Genomic DNA, 25488 nt, shown 5'->3' on the forward strand with positions numbered 1-25488 from the left:
TCGTGACAATTGTCAGTGCCAAAAGAGGCGCCTTCATGCCAATATTCCCTGGGGCCAGGGCGGCCCAGGAGATAAATAACCCTTGTACGAGACCCCACAATTAAAAAACCATTTATCAACATTGAAAAATAAAAAGTTAATTTGAGTTCGATGACGACTCATCAGGACGCAATGCTATTGTTAATTTACTCAGATTTGGTCGTTATCTCATTCAAGGGTCTCATGGAGGAGCACTGTCATGTTCTGGAATCAAAAAGCAAGCAAGGAAGCCAGTGAACAAGCGGCAAGGGTGGTGGAGCTGGGGGCATTTGAACAGGCTATCCAGTTGCAGGTCCCCTTCGTCCAGTTCACCCCGGCGGGAGTGGTCACCTTCGCCAACGCGCTGTTTCTCAAGATCGTGGGATTTGAGCGTGACGAGGTGATCGGCAAGCATCACAGCACCCTCTGCTTCCCCGACGACGTCAATACCCGGGATTACGAGACCTTGTGGCAGGATCTGCGCCACGGCGTCTCCCGCAGCGGCCGCTTCATTCGCCAGTCGAAATCCGGCAAGGCCGTGTGGCTGGAGGCGACCTATTTCCCCATCGTGATCGACGGCAAGGTGGTGCGGATCGCCAAGGTCGCCTCCGACGTGACCCAGCAGCAATCCACTCTGGAGCGCACCCAGGCCCTGCTGGCAGCGCTGGACAAGTCCCTGGCGGTCATTGATTTCCAACCCGATGGCACCGTCATCACCGCCAACCAGAATTTCCTCAACTGCTTTGGCTACCGGCTGGAAGAGGTGGTCGGCAAGCATCATCGCCTCTTCTGTGACAGCGATTTCTACCAGAATAACCCCTATTTCTGGCAAGATCTCGGTTCGGGTGACATCAAGTCAGGGCTTTTCATGCGTCTGGGTCACCGGGGGGAGAAGATCTGGCTGGAGGCCACCTACAACCCCATCTTCAACCACGAGGGCAAGGTGGTCAAAATCATCAAGCTGGCGAGCGACATCACCGAACGGGTGGAGAAATCCATCTCCACCCGGGAAGCGGCCCAGAAGGCATGTGCCATCGCCAGCGAAACCGTCGCGAGCGCCGCCAGGGGACGGGAGGTCATCGACAGGGTGCTCGACACCTCCTCCCACATCAACACCTCGGTCAATGCGGTCAGCAAGCAGATAGAGCAGCTCAACCAGCAATCCAGGAGCATCGAATCCATCATCTCCACCATCAGCGGCATCGCGGATCAGACCAACCTCCTGGCCCTCAACGCCGCCATCGAGGCGGCCCGCGCCGGGGAACAGGGGCGGGGATTCGCGGTCGTGGCCGACGAGGTGAGGCAATTGGCGGCGCGCACTTCCAGCTCCACCAGCGAGATCGTCACCGTCATCAAGCACAACTCGGAGATCACCTCACAGATCACCCAGACCGTCTCCGTCGTCTCCGACAAGGCGGTGGCAGGTCAGGAGCAGGCCACCATCATCGCCGACGTCATCAAGGAGATCATCGAGGACGCCAACTCGGTGTCGGACACCGTCAAGAGCCTCTCCATCTGAGCGACAGCTGCCAATGACAACGGGGGGCCCAGGCCCCCCGTTGTCATTGCTGTCCGCCCACCCGAAACCCGCTCAGCCATCCCCCAGGAGATAGTGTCTGGCTTCCTCGTCCGCCAAAGCGAGGGCGATGTCCCATAGCGCGGCGATGCAGAGCCCCTCCTCCCCCACCGCTTCCTCTTCCAGCGCCTCCAGGGCTCTGGCATCGGCCAGGGTAAAGGGGGGATGGCTCAACAGGCTTTTGGCCGCGGCCAGCAAGTGCATGTCGCTCATCGGTCGGCTCCTTCTTAGACAGCGTGTTTCCCTGCCCAGACTGTAGCCCAATGACGGCGACTCATCCCCCGGTGGCGACGGCCTGCGCACGCTTCCTGCCGGACGGCAGCTGGCCCACCCCGATGCCGGCCAGCACGGCGGCACAGGCCACCCATTGCAGGGCCGTGAGCGTCTCTCCCAGCAGCAGATAGGCGAGCAGCAGGGTAAAGACCGGTATGAGGTTCACATAGGCAGCCGCCAGGGTCACTTTCACCTGGGTCACCGACCAGTTGTAGAGCAGGTAGGCACCAAGGGTCACGAAGGCGCCGAGGAAGAGGATGACCCCCATGTCCTGCCAGGCCCAGCTCGCGGGCCAGGGCGCACTGAAGGCAAAGGGCGCGAAGAAGAGCATGCCGACGAAGGCCTGCAACGCCGTCAGTGTCATCACCCCGTAGCGGCTGGAGAGCTTTTTGAATACCACGGAATAGGTGGCGGCGCAGAGCATGGCGCCCATCTCCAGGCTGTTGCCGAGCAGGGCGTTGGGGGCGAACTCGTCGGCGCCCTCCCCCAACCCCAGCAGGGCGATGCCAACGATGGCGATGGCAAAGCCCAGCAGCTGGCGGCGACTCACCCGCTCTCCAAGCAGCACGAAGGCCACCAGAGCCACCATCAGGGGAAGCAGGGCACAGACCATACCGGCCTGGCCGGCACTGGTGTAACGCAGGGCGTTGACTTCAAGAAGAAAGTAGAGGCAGGGCTCAAGCGCCCCCATCAGGGCCAACCAGCGCCAATCCCCCTTCTGGTAAGTGACGCGGCCAAGCTGGCGGTAGCAGAGCAGCCAGCAACAGGACGCCACCCCCATCCGCATGAAGAGCACCTGACCGAAGGACCAGATTTCCAGCACATGTTTGAGGGCGATGAAGGAGCTGGACCAGAGCAGCATGGCCAGGGTCAGCGTCAGGACGGGTAAAGGGCGCACAATGCCTCCATGAATTGGGCATTCGAATAATAACCATACGGCCTTGCGGTTGTCTAAAGGCACCTAACATCAGATAATACGGCCGCCTTCATACCGGATAACCCATCTTCAATGACTGAGTACCTGCTTTTACTGGTCGGCACCGTGCTGATCAACAACTTCGTGCTGGTGAAGTTCCTCGGCCTTTGCCCCTTCATGGGTGTCTCCGGCAAGCTGGAAACCGCCATCGGCATGGGTCTGGCCACCACCTTCGTCATGACGCTGGCCAGCGCCTGCTCCTATCTGATGGAGCACTACATCCTGATCCCGCTGGAGATCGCCTACCTGCGCACCCTGGGCTTCATTCTGGTGATCGCCGTGGTGGTCCAGTTCACCGAGATGGTGATCCGCAAGAGCAGCCCGACCCTCTATCGCCTGCTCGGCATCTTCCTGCCGCTCATCACCACCAACTGTGCCGTGCTCGGCGTGGCGCTGCTCAGCATCAACGAGCGCCACAACTTCATCCAGAGCATCATCTACGGCTTCGGGGCCGCCGTCGGCTTCTCCCTGGTGCTGATCCTTTTTGCCGCCATGCGTGAGCGGCTGGTGGCCGCCGACGTGCCGGCACCGTTTCGTGGCGTCTCCATCGCCATGGTCACCGCTGGCCTGATGTCGCTGGCCTTCATGGGCTTTACCGGCCTCATCAAGATATAACGCTATGATTCACATACTCTTTGCCATTCTGGTGCTGGCCCTGCTTGCCCTGGCCTTCGGCATCATTCTCGGCTTTGCCGCCGTCAAGTTTCATGTGCAGGCCGATCCCATCGTCGATCAGCTCGATGCCCTGTTGCCCCAGACCCAGTGCGGCCAGTGCGGTTACCCGGGCTGCAAACCCTACGCCGAAGCCCTGGCCAATGGCGACAAGATCAACAAGTGCGTGCCCGGTGGCGACGCCACCATGCGCAAGATTGCCGACCTGATGGGGGTCGAGCCCCAGTCTCTGGACGGCGGTGAAGACGCGGCAATCCCCGTCAAGAAGGTGGCCTTCATTCACGAAGACATGTGCATCGGTTGCACCAAGTGCATCCAGGCCTGTCCGGTCGACGCCATCCTGGGTGCCACCAAGGCGATGCATACCGTCATCGCGGCCGAGTGCACCGGGTGCGACCTCTGCGTCGACCCCTGCCCGACCGACTGTATCGAAATGATCCCGGTGCCGACCACGGTCGACAACTGGAAATGGGATCTGGCCAAGGTCGCCATTCCGGTCAAGATAGTGGAATAAACAGCGGAGTAACCATGCAGCATCTGCTCGAACGCATCAAAGCCGGCACTCTGTGGGATTTTCACGGCGGCATCCATCCCCCCGAGAACAAGCACCAGTCCAGCCTGACCCCCGTCGTTGACGCGGGCCTTCCCCCACAGCTCATCATTCCGGTGCGCCAGCACGCGGGTCCGGCCGGCGAACTGCTGGTGCGGGTGGGGGACAAGGTCAAGAAAGGGCAACCCCTCACCCGTTTTGACAAGGGACGCATCGTGCCGGTGCACGCTTCCACCTCGGGCACCATCACCGCCATCGAGCAGCACACGGTGGCGCACCCCTCCGGTCTTGACGATCTCTGCATCCTCCTCACCCCGGACGGAGACGATGCCTGGGGCGAGCGCACACCCCAGCCTGACTACTGGAACCTGGAGCGGGGGGCGTTGCTCGAGCGCATCCAGCAGGCCGGCATCGCCGGGCTCGGCGGCGCCGTCTTCCCGACCCACAGCAAGCTCGACGGCCGTGGCCAGCTCACCGAAATTCTCATCATCAACGGGCTGGAGTGCGAACCCTACATCACCACGGATGACAGGTTGATGCAGGAGTACGCCGACGAGATCATGGACGGCATCCGGGTACTCAAGCACCTGCTCAAGCCCAAGCTCACCCTGATCGGGGTGGAAGACAACAAACCGGCGGCCATCGAGGCCCTGACCCGCCATGCCAGCGACGCCGACGTGCTGGTCAAGTCGGTACCGACCAAGTACCCCTCCGGCGGCGCCAAACAGACCATAGAGCTGCTCACCGGACGCCAGGTGCCCAAGGGAGGCCGGGCGGTCGACATGGGCATCATGGTGCTCAACGTCGCCACCGTCTTTGCCATCAAGCGCGCCATCATCGATGGGGAGCCGCTCATCGAGCGCATCGTCACCCTCACCGGCGACGCTTTCAAGAAACCCGGCAATGCCTGGGTGCGTCTGGGCACGCCGGTACGCTGGCTGCTCCAGCGTTTCGAGCTGCAACCGGAGGCGGATCAGCGGGTCATCATGGGGGGCCCCATGATGGGCTTCACCCTGCCCCACGCCATGGTCCCCGTGGTCAAGGCCACCAACTGCCTGCTCTCCCCCACCCGCGCCGAGCTGCCGCCCCCCGGCCCGGAACAGGCCTGCATCCGTTGCAGTGCCTGCGCCGATGCCTGCCCCGCCACCCTGCTGCCCCAGGAGCTTTACTGGTACAGCCGGGTCAAGGAGTACGACAAGGCCGAGAAGCTCAACCTCTTTGACTGTATCGAGTGCGGCGCCTGTGCCTGGGTCTGCCCGAGCGAAATCCCCTTGGTGCAGTACTACAAGATCGCCAAGGATGACATCCGCGAGGCCCGTGCCGAGGCCGAGAAGGCCGAACGTGCCAAGCAGCGCTTCGAGGCCAAGCAGGCTCGCTTCGAGCGTGAGAAGGCGGCCCGCGAAGCCCGCCACGCCGAGGCCGCAGCCCAGCGTCGCCAGGCCATGACGACGGCCGGGGGCGAAGATCCGGTCGCCGCCGCCCTGGCCCGCATCAAGGCCAAACAGGAGACGGCCCAGGTGGCCGTGAGTGAACCCGCACCGGACAACGAGGCCATGATTGCCGCCCGTGAGGCGCGCAAGCAGGAGGCCATCGCCCGTCGTGCCGCCAAGGCCGCCAATGGCGAGGGCAATGGGCTGGCTGACACCCCGGCACCTGGGGAGCAACATCCCAAGGCAGAGCTGGATCCCAAGAAGGCCGCCATCGCCGCCGCCCTGGCACGGGCCAAGGCCAAGAAGGCCGCCCAGGCGCAAGGTGACGGGCCGGTGGTCGCGGATAAGACATCCGTGAATACAACCGAACACGCCGTTGAGGCCCCGGCCGCCGCATCCGAGCCCGCCGCCGAGGTGGACCCCAAGAAGGCGGCCATTGCCGCCGCCATCGCCCGGGCCAAGGCCAAGAAAGCCGCACAGGCGCAAGGTGATGGGCCGGTGGTCGCAGGTGAGACATCTGTGAACACAAGCGAACACGCCGCCGAGGCCCCGGCCGCCGCATCCGGGCCCGCCGCCGAGGTGGACCCCAAGAAGGCGGCCATTGCCGCCGCCATCGCCCGGGCCAAGGCCAAGAAGGCTGCTCAGGCGCAAGGTGATGGGCCGGTGGTCGCGGGTGAGACATCCGTGAACACAACCGATAACGCCGTTGAGGCCCCGGCCGCCGCATCCGAGCCCGCCGCCGAGGTGGACCCCAAGAAGGCGGCCATTGCCGCCGCCATCGCCCGGGCCAAGGCCAAGAAGGCTGCTCAGGCGCAAGGTGATGGGCCGGTGGTCGCGGGTGAGACATCCGTGAACACAACCGATAACGCCGTTGAGGCCCCGGCCGCCGCATCCGGACCCGCCGCAGAGGTGGATCCCAAGAAGGCGGCCATTGCCGCCGCCATCGCCCGGGCCAAGGCCAAGAAAGCCGCCCAGGCGCAAGGTGACGCACCGCTGGACGCAGGTGGCATCTCCGCAAACACAAGCGATACCGCCACCGCCGAGGCACCTGCCGCCGCATCCGAGCCCGCCGCCGAGGTAGACCCCAAGAAGGCGGCCATCGCCGCCGCCATCGCCCGGGCCAAAGCCAAGAAGCTGGCGGCCGAGGCCGCCTCCTCCCCTTCGACCGACAAGAGCCACTGATCCATGTTCAATATCGCGAGTGCGCCTTTTGCCCACAACCGCAAACAGACCCAGACCCTGATGGTGCTGGTGATCCTGGCCTGCCTGCCCGGCTTCCTGGCGCAGACCTGGTTCTTCGGCTGGGGGACCCTGATCCAGATCCTGCTGGCGCTGGTCACGGCCCTGGGTTCGGAGGCCCTGGTCCTTCGCCTGCGTGGCCGCCCCGTCAAACCGGCCCTGCTGGATGGCAGCGCGGCGCTCACCGCCGTGCTCATCGGTCTCTCCTTACCCCCCCTGCTGCCCTGGTGGATGCTGGTGCTGGGCACGGCGTTCGCCATCATCATCGCCAAGCATCTCTATGGCGGGCTCGGTCAGAACCTGTTCAATCCTGCCATGGTGGCCTATGTGCTGCTGCTGGTCTCCTTCCCGGTCCAGATGACCAGCTGGCTGCCCCCCTCCAGCATCGCCGCCTACGACATCGGCTTTGCCGATGCGGCCTCGGTGATCTTCACCGGCTTCAGCCTCGACGGCTACAGCATGCTGCAGCTCAAGCAGGGGGTGGATGGCCTGACCATGGCCACGCCGCTGGATACCTTAAAGACCGGGCTGACCCAGGGGCTGACCGCCACCGAAGTGATGACCCACAAGGTCTTCGAGGGCTGGGGTGGCATCGGCTGGAGCTGGGTCAACCTCGGCTACCTGCTGGGAGGCCTCTTCCTGCTCCAGCAGAAAGTGATCAACTGGCGCATTCCGACTGCCGTGCTGGGCGCATTGCTGCTCGCTGCCACCCTGGGCTATCTGGCCACCCCGGATGCCACTGCCACCCCCATGCTGCACCTGTTCAGCGGTGCCACCATGCTCGGAGCCTTCTTCATCGCCACCGATCCGGTGAGTGCCAGCACCACCGCAAAGGGGCGCCTCGTCTACGGTGTGCTCATCGGCGTGCTGGTCTATGTCATCCGCCGTTTTGGCGGCTATCCGGATGCCTTCGCCTTCGCCGTGTTGCTGGCCAACCTGTGCGTTCCCCTGATTGACAGTCTGACCCGCCCCAAGGTCTATGGAGCCCGTCGCAAATGAACCCCCATCTGAATTGCCGCAGACGCGAGACAGGGAGCCTCCCATGTTGAAAAGCATGCGCAAGAATGGCCTGACCCTGGCCCTCTTTGCCCTCGGCTGCACCGCCATGGTGGTGCTGACCAACGAACTGACCCGGGATCGCATCGCCCACCAGCAAGAGCTGGAGAAGCTGCGCACCCTGCAGGCCCTGCTGCCCGAGGGGAGTTATGACAACGATCTGGTGGCCAGTTGCAAGCTGGTCAGCAGCCGGGAATACCTGGGCAGCGATGAGCCCATGCCCCTCTATACCGCCACCCTCAAGGGGGTGCATACCGGCTACGCGCTGGAAACCGTGGCCCCCGATGGTTACAGTGGAGCCATTCGCATGGTGGTCGGCACCGATGCAAAGGGGGCCGTCAGCGCGGTCAGGGTGCTGGCCCACAAGGAAACCCCGGGGCTTGGTGACAAGATCGAGCTGAAGAAATCCAGCTGGATCGACAGCTTCACCGGCAAGTCCCTCACGGCCGACAACGACGCCACCTGGGCGGTGAAGAAGGATGGCGGCGAATTCGACGCCTTCACCGGAGCCACCATCACCCCGCGGGCCGTGGTCAAGGCAGTGAAAAATTTGCTGAGGCTGCAACAGGAGCACCCCGAACTGCTGCACGATGCCCCCTCCTGCCATACCAACCCCTAACGCCGGAGCACACGCTATGGAACAAGTCGACGTGATTGACACGGCCAGCCAACCCGCCGGGGAAAGTGGCCGCCGCGAAGAGCTCAAGGAGCTGATGTTGCAGGGACTGTGGAAGAACAACCCCTCCCTGGTGCAGGTGCTGGGACTCTGCCCCACCCTGGCGGTCTCCTCCACCTTTACCAATGCGTTGGGGCTAGGCCTTGCCACCATGGTGGTACTGGTCTGCTCCAACCTCGCCGTCTCCCTGGTGCGCAACTGGGTGCCCAAGGATATCCGCATCCCGGTCTACGTGATGATTATCGCGGCCCTGGTGACCAGCGTGCAGCTGTTGATGAACGCCTACACCTACGGCCTCTATCAGGCGCTCGGCATCTTCATCGCCCTCATCGTCACCAACTGCGTCATCATCGGCCGCGCCGAAGCCTATGCCTCCAAGAACCCGCCCCTGCTTGCCGCCCTCGACGGCTTCATGATGGGGCTGGGCTTTACCCTGGTGCTGCTGGTACTGGGGGGCCTTCGCGAGATCATCGGCATGGGCACCCTGTTTGACGGTGCCGAGCTGCTGCTGGGTGACTGGGCCAAGTCATTGCGCGTCGAGCTGTTCCACGCCGACGCCAGCCTGCTGCTGGCGATCCTGCCCCCCGGCGGCTTCATCGGCCTCGGTTTGATGATCGCCGGCAAAAACGCCATCAACGACTGGATGGGCCGCAAGCAGAGTGCCGAGAAGGCCCACTGCACCGTGCCGGCGGCGGGCGCCCGCACTACCCAGCTCTGAGACAAGAGAGAGCCATGAACAACCAGAAACGCAGGCTGATCCTGGAGCGGTTGCGCGATGACAACCCCCATCCCACCACAGAGCTCAACTTCACCACGCCCTTCGAGCTGCTCATCGCCGTGCTGCTCTCGGCCCAGGCCACCGACGTGAGCGTCAACAAGGCCACCGACAAGCTCTATCCGGTGGCCAACACCCCCCAGGCCATGCTGGATCTGGGGGTGGATGGGGTCAAGGAGTACATCAAGACCATCGGCCTGTTCAACACCAAGGCCGAGAACGTCATCAAGACCTGCGCCATTCTGCTGGAGCGCCACGGCGGCGAGGTGCCGGAGAATCGCGAGGCCCTCGAGGCCCTGCCCGGCGTCGGCCGCAAGACGGCCAACGTGGTGCTCAACACCGCCTTCGGCTGGCCCACCATCGCCGTCGACACCCATATCTTCCGGGTCTCCAACCGCACCGGCTTTGCAGTGGGCAAGAACGTCGATCAGGTGGAGGAGAAGCTGCTCAAGGTGGTCCCCGCCGAGTTCAAGCTGGACGTGCATCACTGGCTCATCCTGCACGGGCGTTACACCTGTCTCGCCCGCAAGCCCCGCTGCGGCTCCTGCATCATCGAAGATTTGTGCGAATACAAAGAGAAGGTCTATCCCGAGAGTTGATCTGCAGGCCTCTGCGGATCCGGTCTCGGGCCATGGATTCAAGGCAGTACCAATCCACCAACCCGGAGAATTGAGCAATGAGAATTCTGCATACCATGTTGCGCGTCGGCGATCTGCAACGTTCCATCGACTTCTACACCCGAGTGCTGGGCATGACACTGCTGCGCAAGAGCGAGAACAGCGAATACAAGTACACCCTGGCCTTCGTCGGCTACGGCGACGAGAAGGATGAAGCCGTCATCGAGCTCACCTACAACTGGGGGGTGAGCGAGTACGAGCTCGGTTCCGCCTATGGTCACATCGCCCTGGAAGCGGACGACATCTATGCCACCTGCGAGGCGCTGCGCGCCGCCGGCGCCAAGATCACCCGCGAACCGGGCCCGGTGAAGGGCGGCACCACCGTCATCGCCTTCGTGGAAGACCCGGACGGTTACAAGATTGAGCTGATTGCCAAGAAAGACGCCGGTACCGGCCTGGGCGCCTGAGCCCACGCCGCCTAGCGGTGAGAAAAACAACGGGGCCCAGGGCCCCGTTTTCATTGGCTGCGGCCACCGTCAGGCCAGGCGGAAGCGCCCCATGCTCTGGCGCAGACCCGCCGCCAGCTGGCTCAGCTCCAGACAGGCTTTGGCGGTGTGATCCGCGCCGGTCGCGACCTCGTTGGAGGAGTCGTTGATGCGCGCCACGTTGCGGCCCAGCTCATCGGAGACCGCATCCTGCTCGCCACAGGCACTGGCAATCTGGATCGCCATGTCGGCTATCTGGGCCACCGCCTCTTCAATCTGACGAATGCCCGCACTGGTGCGTTCGCTCTGGCTCACGCACTGGCGGATCATCTCGCAACTCTGGCCGGTCACCGACTTAGCCCGATTGGCACGGGCCTGCAGGGTCTCGATGATGGCGACGATTTCGCCGGTGGAGGCCTGGGTACGCCCCGCCAGGGTGCGCACCTCGTCGGCCACCACCGCAAAGCCGCGCCCCTGCTCACCGGCACGGGCCGCCTCGATGGCGGCATTGAGTGCCAGCAGGTTGGTCTGGTCGGCAATGCCGCGAATGACATCCACCACCAGGTTGATCTGGGCGGACTCTTTCTCCAGTTCACTCACCAGGTTGCCCGCCTGCTCCATCTCACCGGCCACCCGGGTGATGGCATCCAGGGCCCCCTGCACATCCTGACTGCCACGACGAGCCAGGGCATTGGCGGAGCTTGCCGACTCCGAGGCCACCTCGGTGTTGCCCGCCACATCCGCTACCGTCGCCTTCATCTGGGCCATGGCGGTGGCGACCTGGGCTATCTCCTGCTGCTGGCTCAGGATCCCCTGGGATGATTGCTCGGAGACCGCGCTCACCTCCTCGATGGCGGCCCCCAGCTGGGTCACGGCGGCGGCCACCTCCTCGATGAGCCCACGCAGGTTGTCCTGCATCTTGAGGGAGGCGCTGGCCAGCATCCCCAGTTCGTCCTGCCCGATGTGCTGGCGATCCAGCCGATGGGTCAGATCTCCCAGGGCGATGGCATTGGCCTGGGCCACCACGGCTTGCAAGGGCAGGCAGATCTGGCGGGTGAGGAACCAGGTCATGACCCCCATGAAGATCAGCAGGGTCGCGATGCTCACCACGGCAAAGGTCATCACCATGGTGACGCTGCCAAGCAGGCTGCCACGGTTCTCTTCCACAAAGCCAAGATTCACCTTCACAAGTGCACGCACCGCCAGCTCCAGCTCGGTGTAGAGCCCGTTCGAGCGAAACAGCGCCTCCCTGGCCTCATCCCTGCTGCCCTGGAACAACAGGGCATCCACCTGGTTGACGGCCCCCAGATATTGCAGCCACTGCTGCTTGACGCGGTTGAAGGCCTGGCGTTCATGCTCGGCCCCCACGGTTGCCTCGTAGGCATCCATGACCTGCTGCACCTTGCCCAGGCTCTCCTGGATGCGGGCGCGACGAACCTGCCTGTCGACGGCATCTTCCACCATCAGCAGGGCAAACTGGGCACGGCGCACATAGGAGACGTCATAGAGCAAGTTGTCCACCGAGAGAACGCTTGGCAGGGTGGAGTCGGTGAAGTTCAATACCCGATCCCGAATGTCCCGCAGTTCGGTGGCGAGAAACAGGCCGAAGACGGCGTTGATGACGGCAATGACCGCAAAGACGGCGGCAATCTTCTTGCCGATGGAGAGATGCTTGTAAGACATGTTGGCTGGTGATCCTCGACTGCAGATGTGCAGTGACACAATGATCACATCCGTGTAAGCGGTGACCCGAGACTCCTGACGGGAAATGACGATGGGAGCGAAGAGAGGGGATCCCTTGCTTCCCGCTCGCCCCACGCCGGGCCTTGTGCCCGCCACGAGGCTGCCAGCACAGGAGCGACCAGCTCGACGCAAAACTTGAGCCGATTGCCACAATCGGTCCGCCGTCATGGACAAAGCAGGGGCCAGGTTATGTAATGGCCGCTCGTCTCTCCCCATTCCTGTCTTCAGAGGCCCCATGGACAACGTATCGACCCTCTCCCCTTCCTGGTCTGTCCAACTGCGCGAGCAGATAGCGGATCGCCCCCTCATCGCCCTGGGGCTGCTGCTCGCCCTGGTCGCCGTGCTGCTGCTCCTGGTGCAGAGTCTCGTCATGCTGGCAGCAGGAGAGATCACGCCCGGGGTACGCTATGGCCTCATCGGCGGCGCTGCGGGTTTTGCCGCCACGGCGCTGGGCGCCCTGCCTGCCCTGTTCCTGCGCGCCGTTCCCCAACGGGTGGAAGATGCCATGCTGGGGTTCGCCGCCGGCATGATGCTGGCGGCGAGCGCCTTCTCCCTGCTGCTGCCGGGGCTCGAGGCCGCCGAGGGGATCACGGGTGACAGCTTCCTCGCCGCCGCCGTGGTGGTGGCCGGCATGACCCTCGGGGTGCTGCTGATGCTGGGACTGGATCAATTCACCCCTCACGAACACGACAAGACCGGCCCCTGTGGTCCCGGCCATGAGAGCTGCTCACGGGTCTGGCTGTTCGTCTTCGCCATCGCCCTGCACAACCTGCCCGAAGGCATGGCCATCGGGGTCAGCTTCTCCCAGGGGGACATGACGGTGGGACTGCCCCTCACGACCGCCATTGCCCTGCAGGACATTCCCGAAGGGCTGGCGGTGGCGCTGGCCATGTGCGCAGCCGGTTTTCGCCCGCCGGTGGCCGTGCTGGTCGCCATCGGCAGCGGCCTGCTGGAACCGCTTGGCGCCCTGCTCGGGGTCGGACTCGCCAGCGGCATGGCCATCGCCTACCCCATCGGCCTCGGGCTCGCGGCCGGTGCCATGCTGTTTGTTGTCTCCCACGAGGTGATCCCGGAAACCCATCGCAACGGCCACCAGACCCACGCCACCCTGGGCCTGATGGCAGGCTTCGCCCTGATGATGACGCTGGATACAGCCCTGGGATGAAACGCCGATGCCCCATGCAACCCGTGGTCTCCCACGAGGTGATCCAGGAAACCCATCGCAACGGCCACCAGACCCACGCCACCCTGGGTCTCATGGCGGGCTTCGCCCTGATGATGACCCTCGACACCGCACTCGGCTGATCACCCCCCTCAAGCCCCGTGCGCCCGGTGACGACAGCGCGAACCCCTTGAAATAAGAGGGGGAAATCGCCTAATGTTGAGCCCCCGGCGCCCTTTGACTGGTTGATGTACGGCGCCTGAATCCCATCGGAAGCCTGCCCGGATGACCCTCAGGATAATCCTGCTGCTGTGTCTGCTTGTCCTCACCGCCAGGGCCATTGGCGCCACCGAGGTCTTTCATACGGCCGCGCAGCAGGCGTCGTCCCCCAAGTACGTGACGCTCCCCGACGGGCATGTCGGCGGGATCTGCGTCGATCTCTTCCGGCTCATGGAAGCAAGGGAGCCAGCCCTTCGCATTGAGGGAGATCAGCGCTTCCTGCCGCTGCGACGGCTGGAAAAGAAGGTGCAGCACGGTCAGCTGGACTTCATCTGCGGCGTGGGGGAGAGCCCGGCCAGGCGGGATCACTTCATCGTCCTGACTCCCGCCATCTTCACGGTGCGCTACCACCTGGCGGTGCGCCGTGACGATCCCGTCGAGATACGCAGCTGGCAGGATGTCAGGGCCCTCGGCCAGGGGGGCATCATCCTCATCAACCATGGCAGCGGCGCCATCGCCCGGCTCCAGGATATCGGCGGCCTCATCATCGACAGCGGCGGGATCAGCAACCAGGCCAACTACGAGAAGTTGTTGATGAAGCGCGGCCGTTTCGTCTACTACCGCTCCCCGGGGTTTGAGTCCGACTTGCGCGAACAGGGGCTGGCCGACAAGATCCGCATCCTCCCCACCGTGATGGAAGAGACTCCCTTCTACATCCTGTTCCATCGCCACAGTGCCCCCGAGCGCCTGACCCTGTTCGCCAACACCCTGCAACGGCTCGCAGACAGTGGTGAACTGGCCGCCCTGGCCAGACGCTACCCCTGACCCCCCATCCGCGCCATCGCAATGCTCGGCGCCACCGCCAAGTTTTGCTATCATCCCCGCCAACTTTTTCGGCCCAGCGGCCATCGAGACGAGGTAGATGATGAAAGTAGGTATTATCGGCGCCATGGAGCAGGAAGTAGCCCTCCTGCGCAGCCAGCTGAGCGAGCCCACCACCCTGCAACTGGGCGGCTGCGAGTTCTATCAGGGCAAGCTGGCCGGTAAAGAGGTGATCCTGACCCGCTCCGGCATCGGCAAGGTCGCCGCCAGCGTCGCCACCAGCCTGCTGCTGGAGAAGTTCGCTCCCGATTGCGTCATCAACACCGGTTCCGCCGGCGGCTTCGCCCAGGATCTGCACATCGGTGACGTGGTCATCGCGAGCGAGATGCGCTTCCACGACGTGGACGTGACCGCCTTCGGTTACGAGATGGGCCAGATGGCCCAGCAGCCCGCCGCCTTCCCCTGCGACGAAAAACTCATCGCCCTGGCACAAGCCTGCATTGCCGAGCAAGGCAAGCACCAGACCAAGGTCGGGCTCATCTGCACCGGCGATCAGTTCATGTGCAAGCCGGACGCCATCGCGAAAGCCCGTGCCGACTTCCCGCAGATGCTGGCGGTGGAGATGGAAGGGGCCGCCATCGGCCAGGTGTGCCACATGTTCAAGGTGCCCTATTTGGTGGTACGGGCCATGTCGGACATCGCCGGCAAGGAGCAGGTGGAATCCTTCGATGCCTTCATCGAGGTGGCGGGTCAACACTCCGCCGAAGTGATCATCGCGCTGCTCGGCAAGCTGTGATCGACGCCCCCTCCTGGGATGTCCTGATGACCGCCCTCGCCTCCACGACGGCGGGCATCATGGTGGGGGCCGCCCTGCTGGAGGCCCTGCTGCCCTGGCCCGCACGCTTTCGACCCGGCGCAGCAGTGCCTCTGCTCACCCGCCTCGGCCAGAAGGTCTATCGCCCCGACGGCACGCCACGCCAGCAGAGCCAGGCCGGGCTCCTTGCCCTGCTGGTGGTCTGGGTGCCCTGCGCTGCCGGTCTCTGGGCGGTGCGCAATCTCTCCCTTTCCGAGCCCCTGTTCGACCTCCTGTTCCTGCTGCTGATGCTCGAATCCCGCCCCTTGCGGGAACTCGCCCGGGGGAGCCGCGCTCTGGCAACCCAGGAGACGCTGGTCGTGGCGAGGCTGCAGGTCGCCCCCTGGCTCAAGCGGGAGACCGGCAAGCTCTCGGTGATGGGGTTGAACAAGGCGGTGAGCGAGACCTGCGTACTGCGCCTCGTGGGTCAGTGGGCCGCCCCCCTGCTGGGTTTTGCTCTGGCCGGGGTACAGGGTGCCCTGCTGGTGCGGCTCGCCCAGTTGACCCATCTGGCGTGGAACCCCAAGCAAAGCGCGTTCGTCCACTTCGGCCGCCCGGCTGCGGCGCTCTATCAGGGTTTCTGCGCCCCTGCCATCCTGCTGCTGGCGCTCCCCCTGTGCCTGACCCAGGTGCGCGGACTGGGCAACAGAGTGCGACCTGCGCTGCATTGGCCCCATCCCGCCATGGGGGTCCTGCTCGCGCTGCTGGCCCGGGCGACGGGCCGCCGACTCGGCGGCCCCCGCTACTATCAGAGCCAGCTGGTGCGCTTTCCGGTATTTGATGAGGGGAGCGAACCCGATGCCAACCTGCCCCTGCGCCTGCTGCAGCGTCTGCAACTGACCGGCTGGGGCTGGCTCGGGCTCTCGCTGCTCCTGACATTGATGGCGCTCAATCATGGCTGATCGCGTTTCCCTTCGTGCCCTGGGCCTGTTTGTCTGCCTGCTGGGCACCTCACTGTGCGCCATGGCCACCCCGCCGCAGCGCATCGTGAGCCTCACTCCCCATCTGACGGAACTGCTGTTCGATATCGGCGCCGGGGATCGCGTGGTCGCCACCGACGATGCCTCCGATTACCCCGCCGAGGTGGCCAACCTCCCCAGGGTGGCCAACTATCGCAGCATCAACCTCGAGGCGCTGCTGGCCCAGAAGCCGGATCTGGTAGTGGCCTGGCGCTCCGCCCAGGCCCGCATGCTGGGCCCGGTCGAGCGCCTCGGCATTCCCGTCTTCTACTCGGAGCCCACCGACTTTGCCTCCCTGGCTACCGAGATGCGCAGCCTGGGGCACCTTCTCGGGCTCACGTCCAGGGCCGACGAGCAAGCCCGCGCCTATCTGACCCGGCTCGACGCCCTGGCTGCGCGCTACGGCGAGCCCAAGCCCCTGTCTGTCTTTTATCAGCTCTGGTACCCGCCGCTCACCAGCGTCAATAATTCGACCTGGCCGGGGCAGGCCATCACCCTCTGCGGCGGACGCAACATCATGGCGACGACGGGAGCAGCCTACCCCCAGGTCGGGCTGGAGCAGGTGATCAAGGCCAATCCCGGGCTTATCCTGGCTGGCGGCCGGGATCCTTCCGTGCTGGATCACTGGCGGCAGTGGCCCATGCTGGACGCCGTCAAACACCAGCGGCTCGCCCTTATCAACGCCGATGAACTGCACCGCTTCACCCCCCGCGCCCTCAACGCGGTGGAGCAGATATGCGAGGCGATAGCCGGGAGCAGCGCGTCAACCCCTTGATACCGCCTTCGTCACGGCGATGCTCTCTCCCATATCGCTGGTTATGGCATAAAATATGCTTTTGAATCTAACAGACACTCACTTCATAACGGGACCATGACATGTTCAACGGCAAAACGATCCTGATAACCGGGGGAACCGGCTCCTTTGGCAAGAAGTTCATCGAGGCTGTCCTCTCCCTCTACACGCCAAGCCGATTGATCGTCTACTCCCGTGATGAACTCAAGCAGTTCGAGATGCAGCAGCGTTTCAATCACCCTTGCATGCGCTATTTCATCGGTGACGTACGGGATGCCGAGCGCCTCGAGATGGCCATGCACGGCGTGGACTTCGTGGTGCATGCCGCCGCCCTCAAGCAGGTGCCTGCCGCCGAATACAACCCCATGGAGTGCATCAAGACCAACATCCATGGTGCGGAAAACGTCATCAAGGCGGCCCTCAACAACGGGGTCGAGAAGGTGATCGCCCTCTCCACCGACAAGGCGGCCAATCCGGTCAACCTGTATGGCGCCACCAAACTCTGCTCCGACAAGCTGTTCGTCGCCGCCAATAATATGGCGGGCAAGCACCCCACCATTTTCTCCGTGGTACGTTATGGCAACGTGGTCGGCTCCCGGGGCTCTGTGGTGCCCTTCTTCGATCGCCTGATCAAGGAAGGGGCCAGCAGCCTCCCCATTACCCATGCCGAGATGACCCGTTTCTGGCTCACCCTGCAACAGGGGGTCGAGTTCGTGCTGACCAACTTTGCCCGCATGAAAGGGGGGGAAGTGTTCGTTCCGAAGATCCCGTCGGTACGCATCACGGATCTCGCCAGCGCCATGGCGCCGGACTTGCCCCAGGAGATCATCGGTATCCGTCCGGGCGAAAAGTTGCACGAGGTGATGTGTCCGGCTGACGACTCCTACCACACCTATGAATTTGACGACTATTACGTCATCGCTCCCAGCATCACCTTCACCAGTCGAAATAATGACTTCGCCGTCAATGCCCTGGGTGACACCGCGGTGCGGGTCGAGCACGGCTTTGAATACAATTCCCTCAATAATCGCCACTTCCTGTCGATAGAGGAATTGAAAGTCATGAATCAGCAGGTGCTCGCCGAATGATCCCCTATGGACGCCAATCCATCACAGATGAAGATATCGAAGCCGTCGTCGCCGTGCTGAAGTCGGACTACCTCACCCAGGGTGAGGCGGTCCCCGCCTTCGAACAGGGATTGGCCGACTACTGCCAGGCTCCCCACGTGATCGCCTGCAGCAACGGCACCACGGCCCTGCACCTTGCCTGCGCCGCGCTGGCGCTGGGCGAACAGGATTGGGTCTGGGTCTCCGCCATCAGTTTCGTCGCCTCAGCCAACTGTGCCCGCTATTGTGGCGCCCAGGTGGATTTCGTCGACGTGGACTCCGCAACCGGCAACCTCTGCGTGACGGCGCTGCGCGAGAAGCTGCAACGGGTTCAGGGCAGCGCTCGTCAGCCGAAGGCCCTGGTCGCCGTGCATCTCGCGGGCCAGCCCTGCGATCTCGCCGAGATAGGCGCCCTGTGCCGAGAATATGGCGTGTCCCTCATCGAAGATGCCTGCCATGCCCTGGGAGCCCGTTATCAGGGAGAGCCCATCGGCAGTTGTGCCCACAGCGACATGACCGTCTTCAGCTTCCATCCGGTCAAGCCCATCACGACCGGGGAAGGGGGCGCCGTCACGACTCGCAGTGCCGAGCTGGCCGCGAGGCTTCGTCTCTATCGCAGCCATGGCATCACCCGGGATCCGGCGCAGTTGACCGTCGACACTCCGGGGGGCTGGTACTACGAGCAGCAGGTACTCGGCTTCAACTATCGCCTGACCGACATCCAGGCGGCGCTGGGAAGCAGCCAGCTCGCCCGCCTGCCGCAGTTCATTGACAGGCGCCGGTTGTTGGCTGCCCGCTACGACGAGCTGCTGACCCGACTGCCGGTCGAGCCCTTGCACCAGGGGCATGACAGACTCAGTGGCTACCACCTCTATGTGATCCGGGTGCAAGACCGGGATGAGGTGTTTGCCCGCCTGAGAGACGCCGGTATCGGCGTCAACGTGCACTACATGCCCATTCCGGCCCAACCCTATTACCGTGATCTCGGCCACGACCCCGCCAACTATCCCGGTGCCCAGGCCTATTATCGACAAGCCATCAGCCTCCCCCTGTTCCCCGGCCTCTCCCTGGCCGAGCAGGATCAGGTCGTTCAGACCCTGGAGTCGGTGCTATGCGCCTAGCACTGGGTACGGTCCAGTTCGGGCTCGATTACGGCATCAGCAACCGCGCAGGCGAAGTGCAGGATCAGGAGCTCGACGCCATTCTGGCTCTGGCCCGCAAACTGGGGGTGGATACCCTGGACACGGCCCAGGCCTACGGCAAGGCCGAGGCGAGGCTCGGGATGTACAATACCGCCGACTTCCAGCTGATCAACAAGCTGGCCCCCGGCATCCAGGCCGTAGAGATCGCCACCTCGGTGGCAGGCAGCCTGCAACGGCTGGCACGCACCAGGCTGGACGGCCTGTTGCTGCACCGCAGCCAGGATGCCAGCCCTGCCCTGTTCGAGCAGTTGGCAGAGCTGCAGCGACAGGGCAAGGTGGGCAAGGTGGGGGCCTCCGTCTACTCCCCCGAGGAGCTGGCACTCTGGCTCGAGCAGGGTTATCCGCTGGAGCTGGTGCAACTCCCCGCCAACCTGCTCGATCAACGCTTCCTGCGCTCAGGCTGGCTCGACCGGCTGCAGGCTCAGGGGTGTGAGATCCATGTGCGCACCCTCTTCTTGCAAGGCCTGCTGCTGATGCAACCGGAGCTTCGTCCCGCGTATTTCGACACCTTCGGTGAACCACTGGCGCGGCTGGATGAGTGGCATCCCCATCTCTCCCCGCTCCACAAGGCGCTCTCTCTGCTCCCGGCCCTGCCCCAGGTCAGCCGCTTCGTGGTGGGGGTCTGTCATGCCCATGAGCTGGCGGCCATCGCCTCGACCTATGCCCATCTGCATCCGTGCCATGACGACGAGCTGGCCGCCCTCGCCTGCGACGAGCCGGCCCTCATCAACCCTGCCATGTGGAGAACATCATGATCCTCGGGATCCTGCAGGCCAGAGCCAACTCCAGCCGACTGCCTGGCAAGGTGCTCAAGCCTCTGCTCGGCGAGCCCATGCTCGCCCGCCAGATAGAGCGACTCCAACGCTCGACCAGGCTGGATCAGCTGGTGGTTGCCACCAGTGACCAGGCCGACGATCTGGCCATAGCGGCGCTTTGCGCCGAGCTGGACGTGCCCTGTTTCCGTGGCCCGCTGGACGACGTGCTGCAACGCTTTCATCTGGCGGCGCAACCCTTTGGCCCCAGCCAGATTGTCAGGCTCACCGGCGACTGCCCCCTCGCGGATCCCGCCCTCATCGACGAGCTGATCGAGCTGCATCTGGCCGGCGGCTACGACTACAGCAGCAACTGCTGGGATCCCAGCTACCCTGATGGGCTGGACGCGGAGATCATGAGCGTCGCCACCCTGGCGCTGCTGGCCGAGTACGCCCACACCCCGACCCAGCGCGAGCACGTCACCTACTACATCCGCCAGCATGCGGATCAGTTCAAGATAGGGGCACTTAGCCGCACCCCCAGCCTAGCCCACCTGCGCTGGACGGTGGACGAACCCGCCGACTTCGCCCTGGTCGAGCAGATATATCAGCGCCTCTACCCGTCAAACCCGGCCTTTGCCACCGACGACATTCTCGCCCTGCTGGCTCGTGAGCCGCAGTTGGCGACCCTGAACACTCAACATCAACGCAATGAGGGGCTGGCGCGATCGCTGGCCAAGGAGAACCACTCATGACCTCACGGTATCAGCATTCACTGACCCTCTCAGCCCGGGCCGAGCAGAGCATTCCCTTAGGGTCCCAGACCTTCTCCAAGAGCCGGCTCTGCTTCCCCTACGGCGCCGCCCCGCTCTTTATCGAGCGCGGCCAGGGTGCCAGAGTGTGGGACGTGGATGGCAACGAGTATCTCGACTTTGCCAGCGGCCTGCTCGCCATCAGCCTGGGTTACTGCGATCCGGAGGTGAACCAGGCCGTGCTGGAGCAGCTCAACCTGGGCTCCATCTTCTCCCTTCCCCATCGGCTGGAAACCGAGGTGGCGGAACAGCTGATCGAGCTAATCCCTTGCGCCGAGATGGTGCGCTTTGGCAAGAACGGCACCGATGCCACCTCCGCCTGCATCCGCCTCTCTCGCGCCGTCACAGGGCAAGAGCGGGTCGCGGTCTGCGGCTACCACGGCTGGCAGGACTGGTACATAGGCTCCACCACCCGCCACCTGGGGGTGCCCGAGTGCGTACGCGAGCTGACCCATCGCTTCGACTACAACGATCTGGCCTCCCTCAAGGCCCAGCTGGAAGCCCATCCCGGCGAGTTTGCCGCCGTGATCCTGGAGCCCATGAACGTCGCCTGGCCCGCCCCGGACTTTCTGCCCGGTCTGCGCCAGCTGTGCGACAAGCACGGCGCCCTGCTCATCTTCGATGAGACCATCACAGGTTTTAGAAATCATTTAGGAGGCGCCCAGACCCTGTTCGGGGTGACCCCGGATCTGGCCGCCTTCGGCAAGGGGATGGCCAACGGCTTCCCCATCTCCGCCGTAGTGGGCCGCCGCCAGTACATGCGCCGCATGGAGGACATCTTCTTCTCCGGCACCTTTGGCGGCGATGCCATCGCCCTGGCGGCGGCCAACGCCGTGATCGGCAAGATGCGTCGGCTCGACGTGCCCACTCGCCTGGCCGAGCGGGGCCAGCAACTGCTCGATGGGCTCAACGCCCTGTTGCAAAAGCTGGATGCCCCAGGCTGGCTGCAAAGCGCCGGCCACCCCAGTTGGTGTTTCTTACTGACAGGTGATTCAACCAACCACACAAGCTGGCAGTTAAAGAGCTATTTAATGCAGGAGCTGTGCAAGCGTGGCATCCTTAGCCTTGGCAGCCACAACCTGAACCTTGCCCATAGTGAAGAGGACATTCGAACCCTGCTGGCCGTCTATGCAGAAGTCCTGCCGGAGCTTATCCGTCTGGACGCGAGCAAGGCCATCCATCAGGCCCTGGATGGCGAGCCTATCCAGCCGGTATTCAAGGTGCGCTGAGTGCAACCAGATATGCCGCAGACTCAACGCACAGCATCGGATAGCATGAGGCTAGACGGCCAGCGGATTGTTTTTCGTACCGATGCATCGCTGGAGATCGGTTCAGGCCATGTAATGCGCTGTCTGACCCTAGCCGATGCATTGAGTGAGAAAGGGGCTGAGTGCTGGTTTATCTGCCGTGCGCATCCAGGACACCTGGCTGAGCTTATCCGTACCCGTGGGCACCACTGCCATCTGCTTGACACAGTCGCCGAGCCAGAACAAGGCTCTGTGGACATATCCTCACCTGCACATGCGAGCTGGCTTGGATGCAGCAGGATGCTGGATGCTGCACAAACCCATGTAATTCTGGCCGAGATGTGTCCAGCATGGTTGATTGTCGACCACTACGCTCTCGACGCCCACTGGGAAAGCAGGCTCCGTAATTATGTCGGTCGAATCATGGTGATCGATGACCTTGCGGATCGTCATCACGATTGCGATCTGCTGCTCGACCAGAATCTGGGCCGCCAGCTCGATGACTACCGAAAGCATGTCCCACCCGGTTGCCAACTCCTGATCGGCCCACGCTATGCATTGCTTCGCCCAGAATTTGCTGAATTACGAGAATACTCTCTAAAGCGGCGCCAGCGTCCGGTGTTAAAACAGGTTCTGATCACTATGGGGGGTGTCGACAAGCTTAATGTAACTAGCCAAGTGTTGAATGCATTACGCTGTGCCCCCTTGCCTGACGATTGTCGGATCCTTGTAGTAATGGGACCAAAGGCCCCATGGCTAACACAGATTGAAGATCTCGCTGCAACTCTACACTGGCCAACCGAAGTACTGGTTAATGCTAACAATATGGCGCAACTTATGGCGAGTAGTGACTTGGCGATCGGTGCTGCGGGTAGTACATCTTGGGAGCGATGCTGTCTCGGTTTACCTACATTGATGATGATAATTGCAGACAACCAACAAGAAGCAGCACACAATTTAATGTCGGCTGGAGCGGCTGTGTGTATGCAAGAAAGAAATATGGAAAAAAACATTACACATTGGGTTAATGAATTTATTACAGCACCAGGAACTAGCACTGCAATGACAAGTTGTGCCAGTAGTATTACAGATGGTTTAGGAGTCTGGTTAGTTTCAGACAAAATAATATCTACTTAAATGGGAATTTTGCCATGGATTCTCTTGGTGTATTACGAAATGTTAGAGAAAATGAACTTGATATAATGCTCGCTTGGCGTAACGAGCAAAAAGTAAGAAGTAATATGTACACTCAGCATATTATATCGCGTGAAGAGCATTATTCTTGGTGGGAGAAAACTAAACTCCGTCAAGACCAAAGATATTATATGTATGAATACGAAGGGCAGCCATGTGGCATAACATCATTTAACAATATAGACTTGAGTAATAAAAATTCAGCCTGGGCATTTTACACAGCACCTTCAGCACCGAGAGGATCTGGAGCTAAGATGGAGTTTCTGATGCTCGACCTAGCATTCATTACGCTTGGCTTACACAAACTATACTGTGAGGTATTAGAGTTTAATCGCCCTGTAATTACTTTACACCACAAGTTTGGCTTTGAAACTGAGGGGGTTTTTAAGGATCAGCGCTTTACTAATGGAGAGTTTATCAACGTTCATAGACTGGCTATTTTAAAAACCCAATGGGAATCCAATAGAACTGCTCAATTAGAAAGAATAACAGCATTCAGGAGCAGATAGCATATGAAACCAAGAATATTTATTAATGATGTTGGCGTTGGTGTTGATTTTCCTCCATATGTGATAGCAGAAATGTCTGCTAACCATAATGGCAATCTAAATAATGCATTCCGCTTAATTACAGAGGCTAAGCATGCTGGTGCTAGCGCTATAAAATTACAGACTTATACAGCAGACACCATTACTCTTAACAGCAATTCCCCAGAATTTCAAATCCATGAAGGGCTTTGGCGTGGTAAGAGTCTTTATCAACTTTACCAAGAGGCTCAGCTACCTTGGGAATGGCATGCTCCCTTATTTCAGCATGCCCGTAAAATCGGTATCACAATTTTCAGCTCTCCTTTTGACACCACCGCGGTAGATCTCCTAGAAGAGCTCAATGCGCCTGCCTACAAGATTGCTTCTTTTGAAGCAATTGACCTACCATTGATCCGCTATGTCGCAAGCACAGGCAAACCCATGATCATATCGACGGGCATGGCAAACGCGGAAGAAATTGAAAATGCGATTGAGGCGGCGAGAACTGGTGGCTGCAAAGAATTAGCCATACTTCACTGTGTCAGTGGTTATCCTGCTCCGGCTGAAGATTACAACTTGCGCACCTTGCTAGATATGCAGCAGCGCTTCGGATTAGTGACTGGGTTATCCGATCATACGCTCGACAATACAACAGCTATTGCCAGTGTTGCCTTGGGAGCATCGGTCATTGAGAAACATTTTACTCTGGATCGCAATGGCGGTGGTCCTGACGATAGTTTTTCGCTGGAGCCGACAGAATTAAAGCAACTATGTATTAGTGCCAGAACAGCATGGTCTGCACTGGGTCAAGTGGATTACAGCCGAAAATCCAGCGAAGTGGGAAATGTAAAATTTCGGCGCTCTCTCTATTTTGTCAAAGACCTGCAGGTGGGAGAAACCATCACGGCAGATGCGGTGCGCAGTGTACGTCCTGGCTTTGGATTGGCGCCCAAATATCTTCCTGATGTGATAGGAAAAACTGTTACTCAACCTATATTGGCAAACACGCCGGTAAACAACGACGTTTTTAAATAATGGAAGGGCATATGCATCAGAAGAACGTCTTCATGGACCACGAAGGGGATGAGTGGTATAAGCGCAACAAGGCCGCCATCCTCGATAAATCTCTGGCAAATGATCCCATCTTCAAGGCGCTGGAATATCTGGGCAGCAGACCTGCCAGGATCCTGGAGATAGGCTGTGCCAACGGCTGGCGGCTGGCGCAGCTGGCCGAGCACTACGGCGCCCGCTGCTATGGGGTGGATCCGTCCGCCAGCGCCATCCAGGATGGGCTCTCCCGCTATCCAGGGTTGCAGCTCACCGTGGGGACGGCCGACTGCCTGCCCGAGATAGAGCCGGTCGACCTCATCATCTTCGGCTTCTGCCTCTATCTGTGCGACCCCCAGGATCTGTTCAAGATTGCCGCCGGCAGTGATGCCCTGCTGGCTGATCGGGGCCTCATGACCATACTGGATTTCAATCCGCCGGCCGGACACTATCGTAACGACTATCAGCATCACGCTAATATCTTCAGCTACAAGATGAACTATGGCGAGCTGTTTGGCTGGCATCCGGGCTACCATCGCCTGTTTGAACATGTGCAACATCACGATGGCGGCACCGAACTGGAGCCCGATGCGCTGATCTCGGTGCAGATCCTGCGAAAGGATGCGAGGCTACTCGCGGCACAGAATCCTTATCCCAAGGGATAGAAAAACACCGGCCCAAGGGCCGGTGTTTTTATTTGCTTAAAC

26 protein-coding genes and 1 pseudogene are annotated in these 25488 nt (G+C 61.8%); 24 read left to right on the forward strand and 3 right to left on the reverse strand.

Annotated features, from left to right (window positions below; genetic code table 11):
- Positions 1–238 precede the first annotated feature (238 nt).
- The gene (locus tag I6L48_RS20915; RefSeq protein ID WP_042883180.1) at positions 239–1537 is read left to right on the forward strand and encodes a PAS domain-containing methyl-accepting chemotaxis protein; all 1299 of its coding nucleotides are present in this window, start codon (positions 239–241) and stop codon (positions 1535–1537) included.
- Positions 1538–1609: 72 nt separating this feature from the next.
- On the opposite strand, the gene I6L48_RS17195 is transcribed toward I6L48_RS20915, so the two are convergent.
- Both I6L48_RS17195 and I6L48_RS17200 read right to left on the reverse strand, forming a co-directional pair.
- Positions 1610–1807: a hypothetical protein gene (locus I6L48_RS17195; protein ID WP_039038678.1), complete on the reverse strand. Its 198-nt coding sequence runs from the start codon at positions 1805–1807 to the stop codon at positions 1610–1612.
- Positions 1808–1868: 61 nt separating this feature from the next.
- Positions 1869–2765, reverse strand: a complete 897-nt coding sequence (locus I6L48_RS17200) for a DMT family transporter (RefSeq protein WP_041212829.1) — start codon at positions 2763–2765, stop codon at positions 1869–1871.
- 111 nt (positions 2766–2876) lie between these two features.
- On the opposite strand from I6L48_RS17200, the gene rsxA reads away from it, so the two are divergent.
- The 8 genes from rsxA (at position 2877) to gloA (ending at position 10325) form a co-directional block, all read left to right on the forward strand.
- Positions 2877–3458 (forward strand): electron transport complex subunit RsxA, encoded by a 582-nt coding sequence (rsxA, locus tag I6L48_RS17205; protein WP_039038677.1) that lies wholly within the window; start codon positions 2877–2879, stop codon positions 3456–3458.
- Between the two features lie 4 nt (positions 3459–3462).
- Positions 3463–4029 (forward strand): electron transport complex subunit RsxB, encoded by a 567-nt coding sequence (rsxB, locus tag I6L48_RS17210; RefSeq protein WP_042017194.1) that lies wholly within the window; start codon positions 3463–3465, stop codon positions 4027–4029.
- A 14-nt stretch (positions 4030–4043) separates the two neighbouring features.
- Positions 4044–6677, forward strand: a complete 2634-nt coding sequence (gene rsxC, locus I6L48_RS17215; protein ID WP_113070436.1) for an electron transport complex subunit RsxC — start codon at positions 4044–4046, stop codon at positions 6675–6677.
- A 3-nt stretch (positions 6678–6680) separates the two neighbouring features.
- On the forward strand, positions 6681–7733 hold the full coding sequence (rsxD, locus tag I6L48_RS17220) for an electron transport complex subunit RsxD (RefSeq protein ID WP_010674314.1): 1053 nt from the start codon (positions 6681–6683) through the stop codon (positions 7731–7733).
- A 43-nt stretch (positions 7734–7776) separates the two neighbouring features.
- Positions 7777–8409, forward strand: coding sequence for an electron transport complex subunit RsxG (gene rsxG / locus I6L48_RS17225; protein WP_041212825.1), 633 nt, complete (start codon positions 7777–7779; stop codon positions 8407–8409).
- 16 nt (positions 8410–8425) lie between these two features.
- On the forward strand, positions 8426–9184 hold the full coding sequence (locus tag I6L48_RS17230) for an electron transport complex subunit E (protein ID WP_010674312.1): 759 nt from the start codon (positions 8426–8428) through the stop codon (positions 9182–9184).
- A 14-nt stretch (positions 9185–9198) separates the two neighbouring features.
- The gene (gene nth, locus I6L48_RS17235) at positions 9199–9840 is read left to right on the forward strand and encodes an endonuclease III (RefSeq protein WP_005302279.1); all 642 of its coding nucleotides are present in this window, start codon (positions 9199–9201) and stop codon (positions 9838–9840) included.
- Positions 9841–9917: 77 nt separating this feature from the next.
- Positions 9918–10325: a lactoylglutathione lyase gene (gloA, locus tag I6L48_RS17240; protein ID WP_010674310.1), complete on the forward strand. Its 408-nt coding sequence runs from the start codon at positions 9918–9920 to the stop codon at positions 10323–10325.
- A gap of 69 nt (positions 10326–10394) precedes the next feature.
- On the opposite strand, the gene I6L48_RS17245 is transcribed toward gloA, so the two are convergent.
- Positions 10395–12026: a methyl-accepting chemotaxis protein gene (locus I6L48_RS17245; protein ID WP_042879119.1), complete on the reverse strand. Its 1632-nt coding sequence runs from the start codon at positions 12024–12026 to the stop codon at positions 10395–10397.
- 295 nt (positions 12027–12321) lie between these two features.
- Between I6L48_RS17245 and I6L48_RS17250 the strand changes: the two genes are divergently transcribed.
- The 15 genes and pseudogenes from I6L48_RS17250 (at position 12322) to I6L48_RS17320 (ending at position 25446) form a co-directional block, all read left to right on the forward strand.
- Positions 12322–13251 (forward strand): ZIP family metal transporter, encoded by a 930-nt coding sequence (locus I6L48_RS17250; protein ID WP_113070437.1) that lies wholly within the window; start codon positions 12322–12324, stop codon positions 13249–13251.
- A 23-nt stretch (positions 13252–13274) separates the two neighbouring features.
- Positions 13275–13391 (forward strand): annotated as a pseudogene (locus tag I6L48_RS17255) (ZIP family metal transporter); the annotation flags it as partial.
- 142 nt (positions 13392–13533) lie between these two features.
- Positions 13534–14292 (forward strand): ABC transporter substrate-binding protein, encoded by a 759-nt coding sequence (locus I6L48_RS17260; protein ID WP_041215436.1) that lies wholly within the window; start codon positions 13534–13536, stop codon positions 14290–14292.
- Positions 14293–14392: 100 nt separating this feature from the next.
- The gene (mtnN, locus tag I6L48_RS17265; RefSeq protein ID WP_010674306.1) at positions 14393–15085 is read left to right on the forward strand and encodes a 5'-methylthioadenosine/S-adenosylhomocysteine nucleosidase; all 693 of its coding nucleotides are present in this window, start codon (positions 14393–14395) and stop codon (positions 15083–15085) included.
- 26 nt (positions 15086–15111) lie between these two features.
- Positions 15112–16044 (forward strand): cobalamin biosynthesis protein, encoded by a 933-nt coding sequence (locus I6L48_RS17270; protein WP_113070665.1) that lies wholly within the window; start codon positions 15112–15114, stop codon positions 16042–16044.
- 61 nt (positions 16045–16105) lie between these two features.
- Entirely contained in the window at positions 16106–16876 is a 771-nt protein-coding gene (locus I6L48_RS17275; RefSeq protein WP_162513477.1) for a cobalamin-binding protein, read from the forward strand.
- A 101-nt stretch (positions 16877–16977) separates the two neighbouring features.
- Positions 16978–17982 carry a UDP-N-acetylglucosamine 4,6-dehydratase (inverting) gene (gene pseB, locus I6L48_RS17280; RefSeq protein WP_041215437.1) on the forward strand — a complete coding sequence of 335 codons (1005 nt, stop codon included), beginning with the start codon at positions 16978–16980 and terminating at the stop codon, positions 17980–17982.
- Positions 17979–19121 (forward strand): UDP-4-amino-4,6-dideoxy-N-acetyl-beta-L-altrosamine transaminase, encoded by a 1143-nt coding sequence (gene pseC / locus I6L48_RS17285; protein ID WP_041215438.1) that lies wholly within the window; start codon positions 17979–17981, stop codon positions 19119–19121. Before pseB ends, pseC begins: the two co-directional genes overlap by 4 nt.
- Positions 19112–19957: an aldo/keto reductase gene (locus tag I6L48_RS17290; RefSeq protein WP_042879761.1), complete on the forward strand. Its 846-nt coding sequence runs from the start codon at positions 19112–19114 to the stop codon at positions 19955–19957. Before pseC ends, I6L48_RS17290 begins: the two co-directional genes overlap by 10 nt.
- Complete coding sequence (locus I6L48_RS17295; protein WP_042879759.1) at positions 19954–20709, forward strand: NTP transferase domain-containing protein; 756 nt, start codon at positions 19954–19956, stop codon at positions 20707–20709. Before I6L48_RS17290 ends, I6L48_RS17295 begins: the two co-directional genes overlap by 4 nt.
- Complete coding sequence (locus tag I6L48_RS17300) at positions 20706–21995, forward strand: aminotransferase class III-fold pyridoxal phosphate-dependent enzyme (RefSeq protein ID WP_113070438.1); 1290 nt, start codon at positions 20706–20708, stop codon at positions 21993–21995. The genes I6L48_RS17295 and I6L48_RS17300 overlap by 4 nt, the downstream gene beginning before the upstream one ends.
- Positions 21996–23150 (forward strand): UDP-2,4-diacetamido-2,4,6-trideoxy-beta-L-altropyranose hydrolase, encoded by a 1155-nt coding sequence (gene pseG / locus I6L48_RS17305; RefSeq protein WP_197055463.1) that lies wholly within the window; start codon positions 21996–21998, stop codon positions 23148–23150.
- 14 nt (positions 23151–23164) lie between these two features.
- Positions 23165–23716, forward strand: coding sequence for a UDP-4-amino-4,6-dideoxy-N-acetyl-beta-L-altrosamine N-acetyltransferase (gene pseH / locus I6L48_RS17310; RefSeq protein ID WP_113070439.1), 552 nt, complete (start codon positions 23165–23167; stop codon positions 23714–23716).
- Between the two features lie 3 nt (positions 23717–23719).
- Positions 23720–24769 (forward strand): pseudaminic acid synthase, encoded by a 1050-nt coding sequence (gene pseI, locus I6L48_RS17315; protein ID WP_081999268.1) that lies wholly within the window; start codon positions 23720–23722, stop codon positions 24767–24769.
- A gap of 11 nt (positions 24770–24780) precedes the next feature.
- Positions 24781–25446 (forward strand): trans-aconitate 2-methyltransferase, encoded by a 666-nt coding sequence (locus tag I6L48_RS17320; protein WP_042877900.1) that lies wholly within the window; start codon positions 24781–24783, stop codon positions 25444–25446.
- The last annotated feature ends 42 nt before the right edge of the window (positions 25447–25488 follow it).

This window comes from Aeromonas sp. FDAARGOS 1418 (assembly GCF_019048585.1).
GTDB classification, from domain to species: domain Bacteria; phylum Pseudomonadota; class Gammaproteobacteria; order Enterobacterales; family Aeromonadaceae; genus Aeromonas; species Aeromonas caviae.

What these genes read in the sequence shown, in the direction of transcription:
- I6L48_RS20915 (WP_042883180.1), top strand. Translation starts at nt 239, where the DNA reads ATGTTCTGGAATCAAAAAGCAAGCAAGGAAGCCAGTGAACAAGCGGCA.
- I6L48_RS17195 (WP_039038678.1), bottom strand. Translation starts at nt 1,807, where the DNA reads ATGAGCGACATGCACTTGCTGGCCGCGGCCAAAAGCCTGTTGAGCCAT.
- rsxA (WP_039038677.1), top strand. Translation starts at nt 2,877, where the DNA reads ATGACTGAGTACCTGCTTTTACTGGTCGGCACCGTGCTGATCAACAAC.
- rsxB (WP_042017194.1), top strand. Translation starts at nt 3,463, where the DNA reads ATGATTCACATACTCTTTGCCATTCTGGTGCTGGCCCTGCTTGCCCTG.
- rsxC (WP_113070436.1), top strand. Translation starts at nt 4,044, where the DNA reads ATGCAGCATCTGCTCGAACGCATCAAAGCCGGCACTCTGTGGGATTTT.
- rsxD (WP_010674314.1), top strand. Translation starts at nt 6,681, where the DNA reads ATGTTCAATATCGCGAGTGCGCCTTTTGCCCACAACCGCAAACAGACC.
- rsxG (WP_041212825.1), top strand. Translation starts at nt 7,777, where the DNA reads ATGTTGAAAAGCATGCGCAAGAATGGCCTGACCCTGGCCCTCTTTGCC.
- I6L48_RS17230 (WP_010674312.1), top strand. Translation starts at nt 8,426, where the DNA reads ATGGAACAAGTCGACGTGATTGACACGGCCAGCCAACCCGCCGGGGAA.
- nth (WP_005302279.1), top strand. Translation starts at nt 9,199, where the DNA reads ATGAACAACCAGAAACGCAGGCTGATCCTGGAGCGGTTGCGCGATGAC.
- gloA (WP_010674310.1), top strand. Translation starts at nt 9,918, where the DNA reads ATGAGAATTCTGCATACCATGTTGCGCGTCGGCGATCTGCAACGTTCC.
- I6L48_RS17245 (WP_042879119.1), bottom strand. Translation starts at nt 12,026, where the DNA reads ATGTCTTACAAGCATCTCTCCATCGGCAAGAAGATTGCCGCCGTCTTT.
- I6L48_RS17250 (WP_113070437.1), top strand. Translation starts at nt 12,322, where the DNA reads ATGGACAACGTATCGACCCTCTCCCCTTCCTGGTCTGTCCAACTGCGC.
- I6L48_RS17260 (WP_041215436.1), top strand. Translation starts at nt 13,534, where the DNA reads ATGACCCTCAGGATAATCCTGCTGCTGTGTCTGCTTGTCCTCACCGCC.
- mtnN (WP_010674306.1), top strand. Translation starts at nt 14,393, where the DNA reads ATGAAAGTAGGTATTATCGGCGCCATGGAGCAGGAAGTAGCCCTCCTG.
- I6L48_RS17270 (WP_113070665.1), top strand. Translation starts at nt 15,112, where the DNA reads ATGACCGCCCTCGCCTCCACGACGGCGGGCATCATGGTGGGGGCCGCC.
- I6L48_RS17275 (WP_162513477.1), top strand. Translation starts at nt 16,106, where the DNA reads ATGGCCACCCCGCCGCAGCGCATCGTGAGCCTCACTCCCCATCTGACG.
- pseB (WP_041215437.1), top strand. Translation starts at nt 16,978, where the DNA reads ATGTTCAACGGCAAAACGATCCTGATAACCGGGGGAACCGGCTCCTTT.
- pseC (WP_041215438.1), top strand. Translation starts at nt 17,979, where the DNA reads ATGATCCCCTATGGACGCCAATCCATCACAGATGAAGATATCGAAGCC.
- I6L48_RS17290 (WP_042879761.1), top strand. Translation starts at nt 19,112, where the DNA reads ATGCGCCTAGCACTGGGTACGGTCCAGTTCGGGCTCGATTACGGCATC.
- I6L48_RS17295 (WP_042879759.1), top strand. Translation starts at nt 19,954, where the DNA reads ATGATCCTCGGGATCCTGCAGGCCAGAGCCAACTCCAGCCGACTGCCT.
- I6L48_RS17300 (WP_113070438.1), top strand. Translation starts at nt 20,706, where the DNA reads ATGACCTCACGGTATCAGCATTCACTGACCCTCTCAGCCCGGGCCGAG.
- pseH (WP_113070439.1), top strand. Translation starts at nt 23,165, where the DNA reads ATGGATTCTCTTGGTGTATTACGAAATGTTAGAGAAAATGAACTTGAT.
- pseI (WP_081999268.1), top strand. Translation starts at nt 23,720, where the DNA reads ATGAAACCAAGAATATTTATTAATGATGTTGGCGTTGGTGTTGATTTT.
- I6L48_RS17320 (WP_042877900.1), top strand. Translation starts at nt 24,781, where the DNA reads ATGCATCAGAAGAACGTCTTCATGGACCACGAAGGGGATGAGTGGTAT.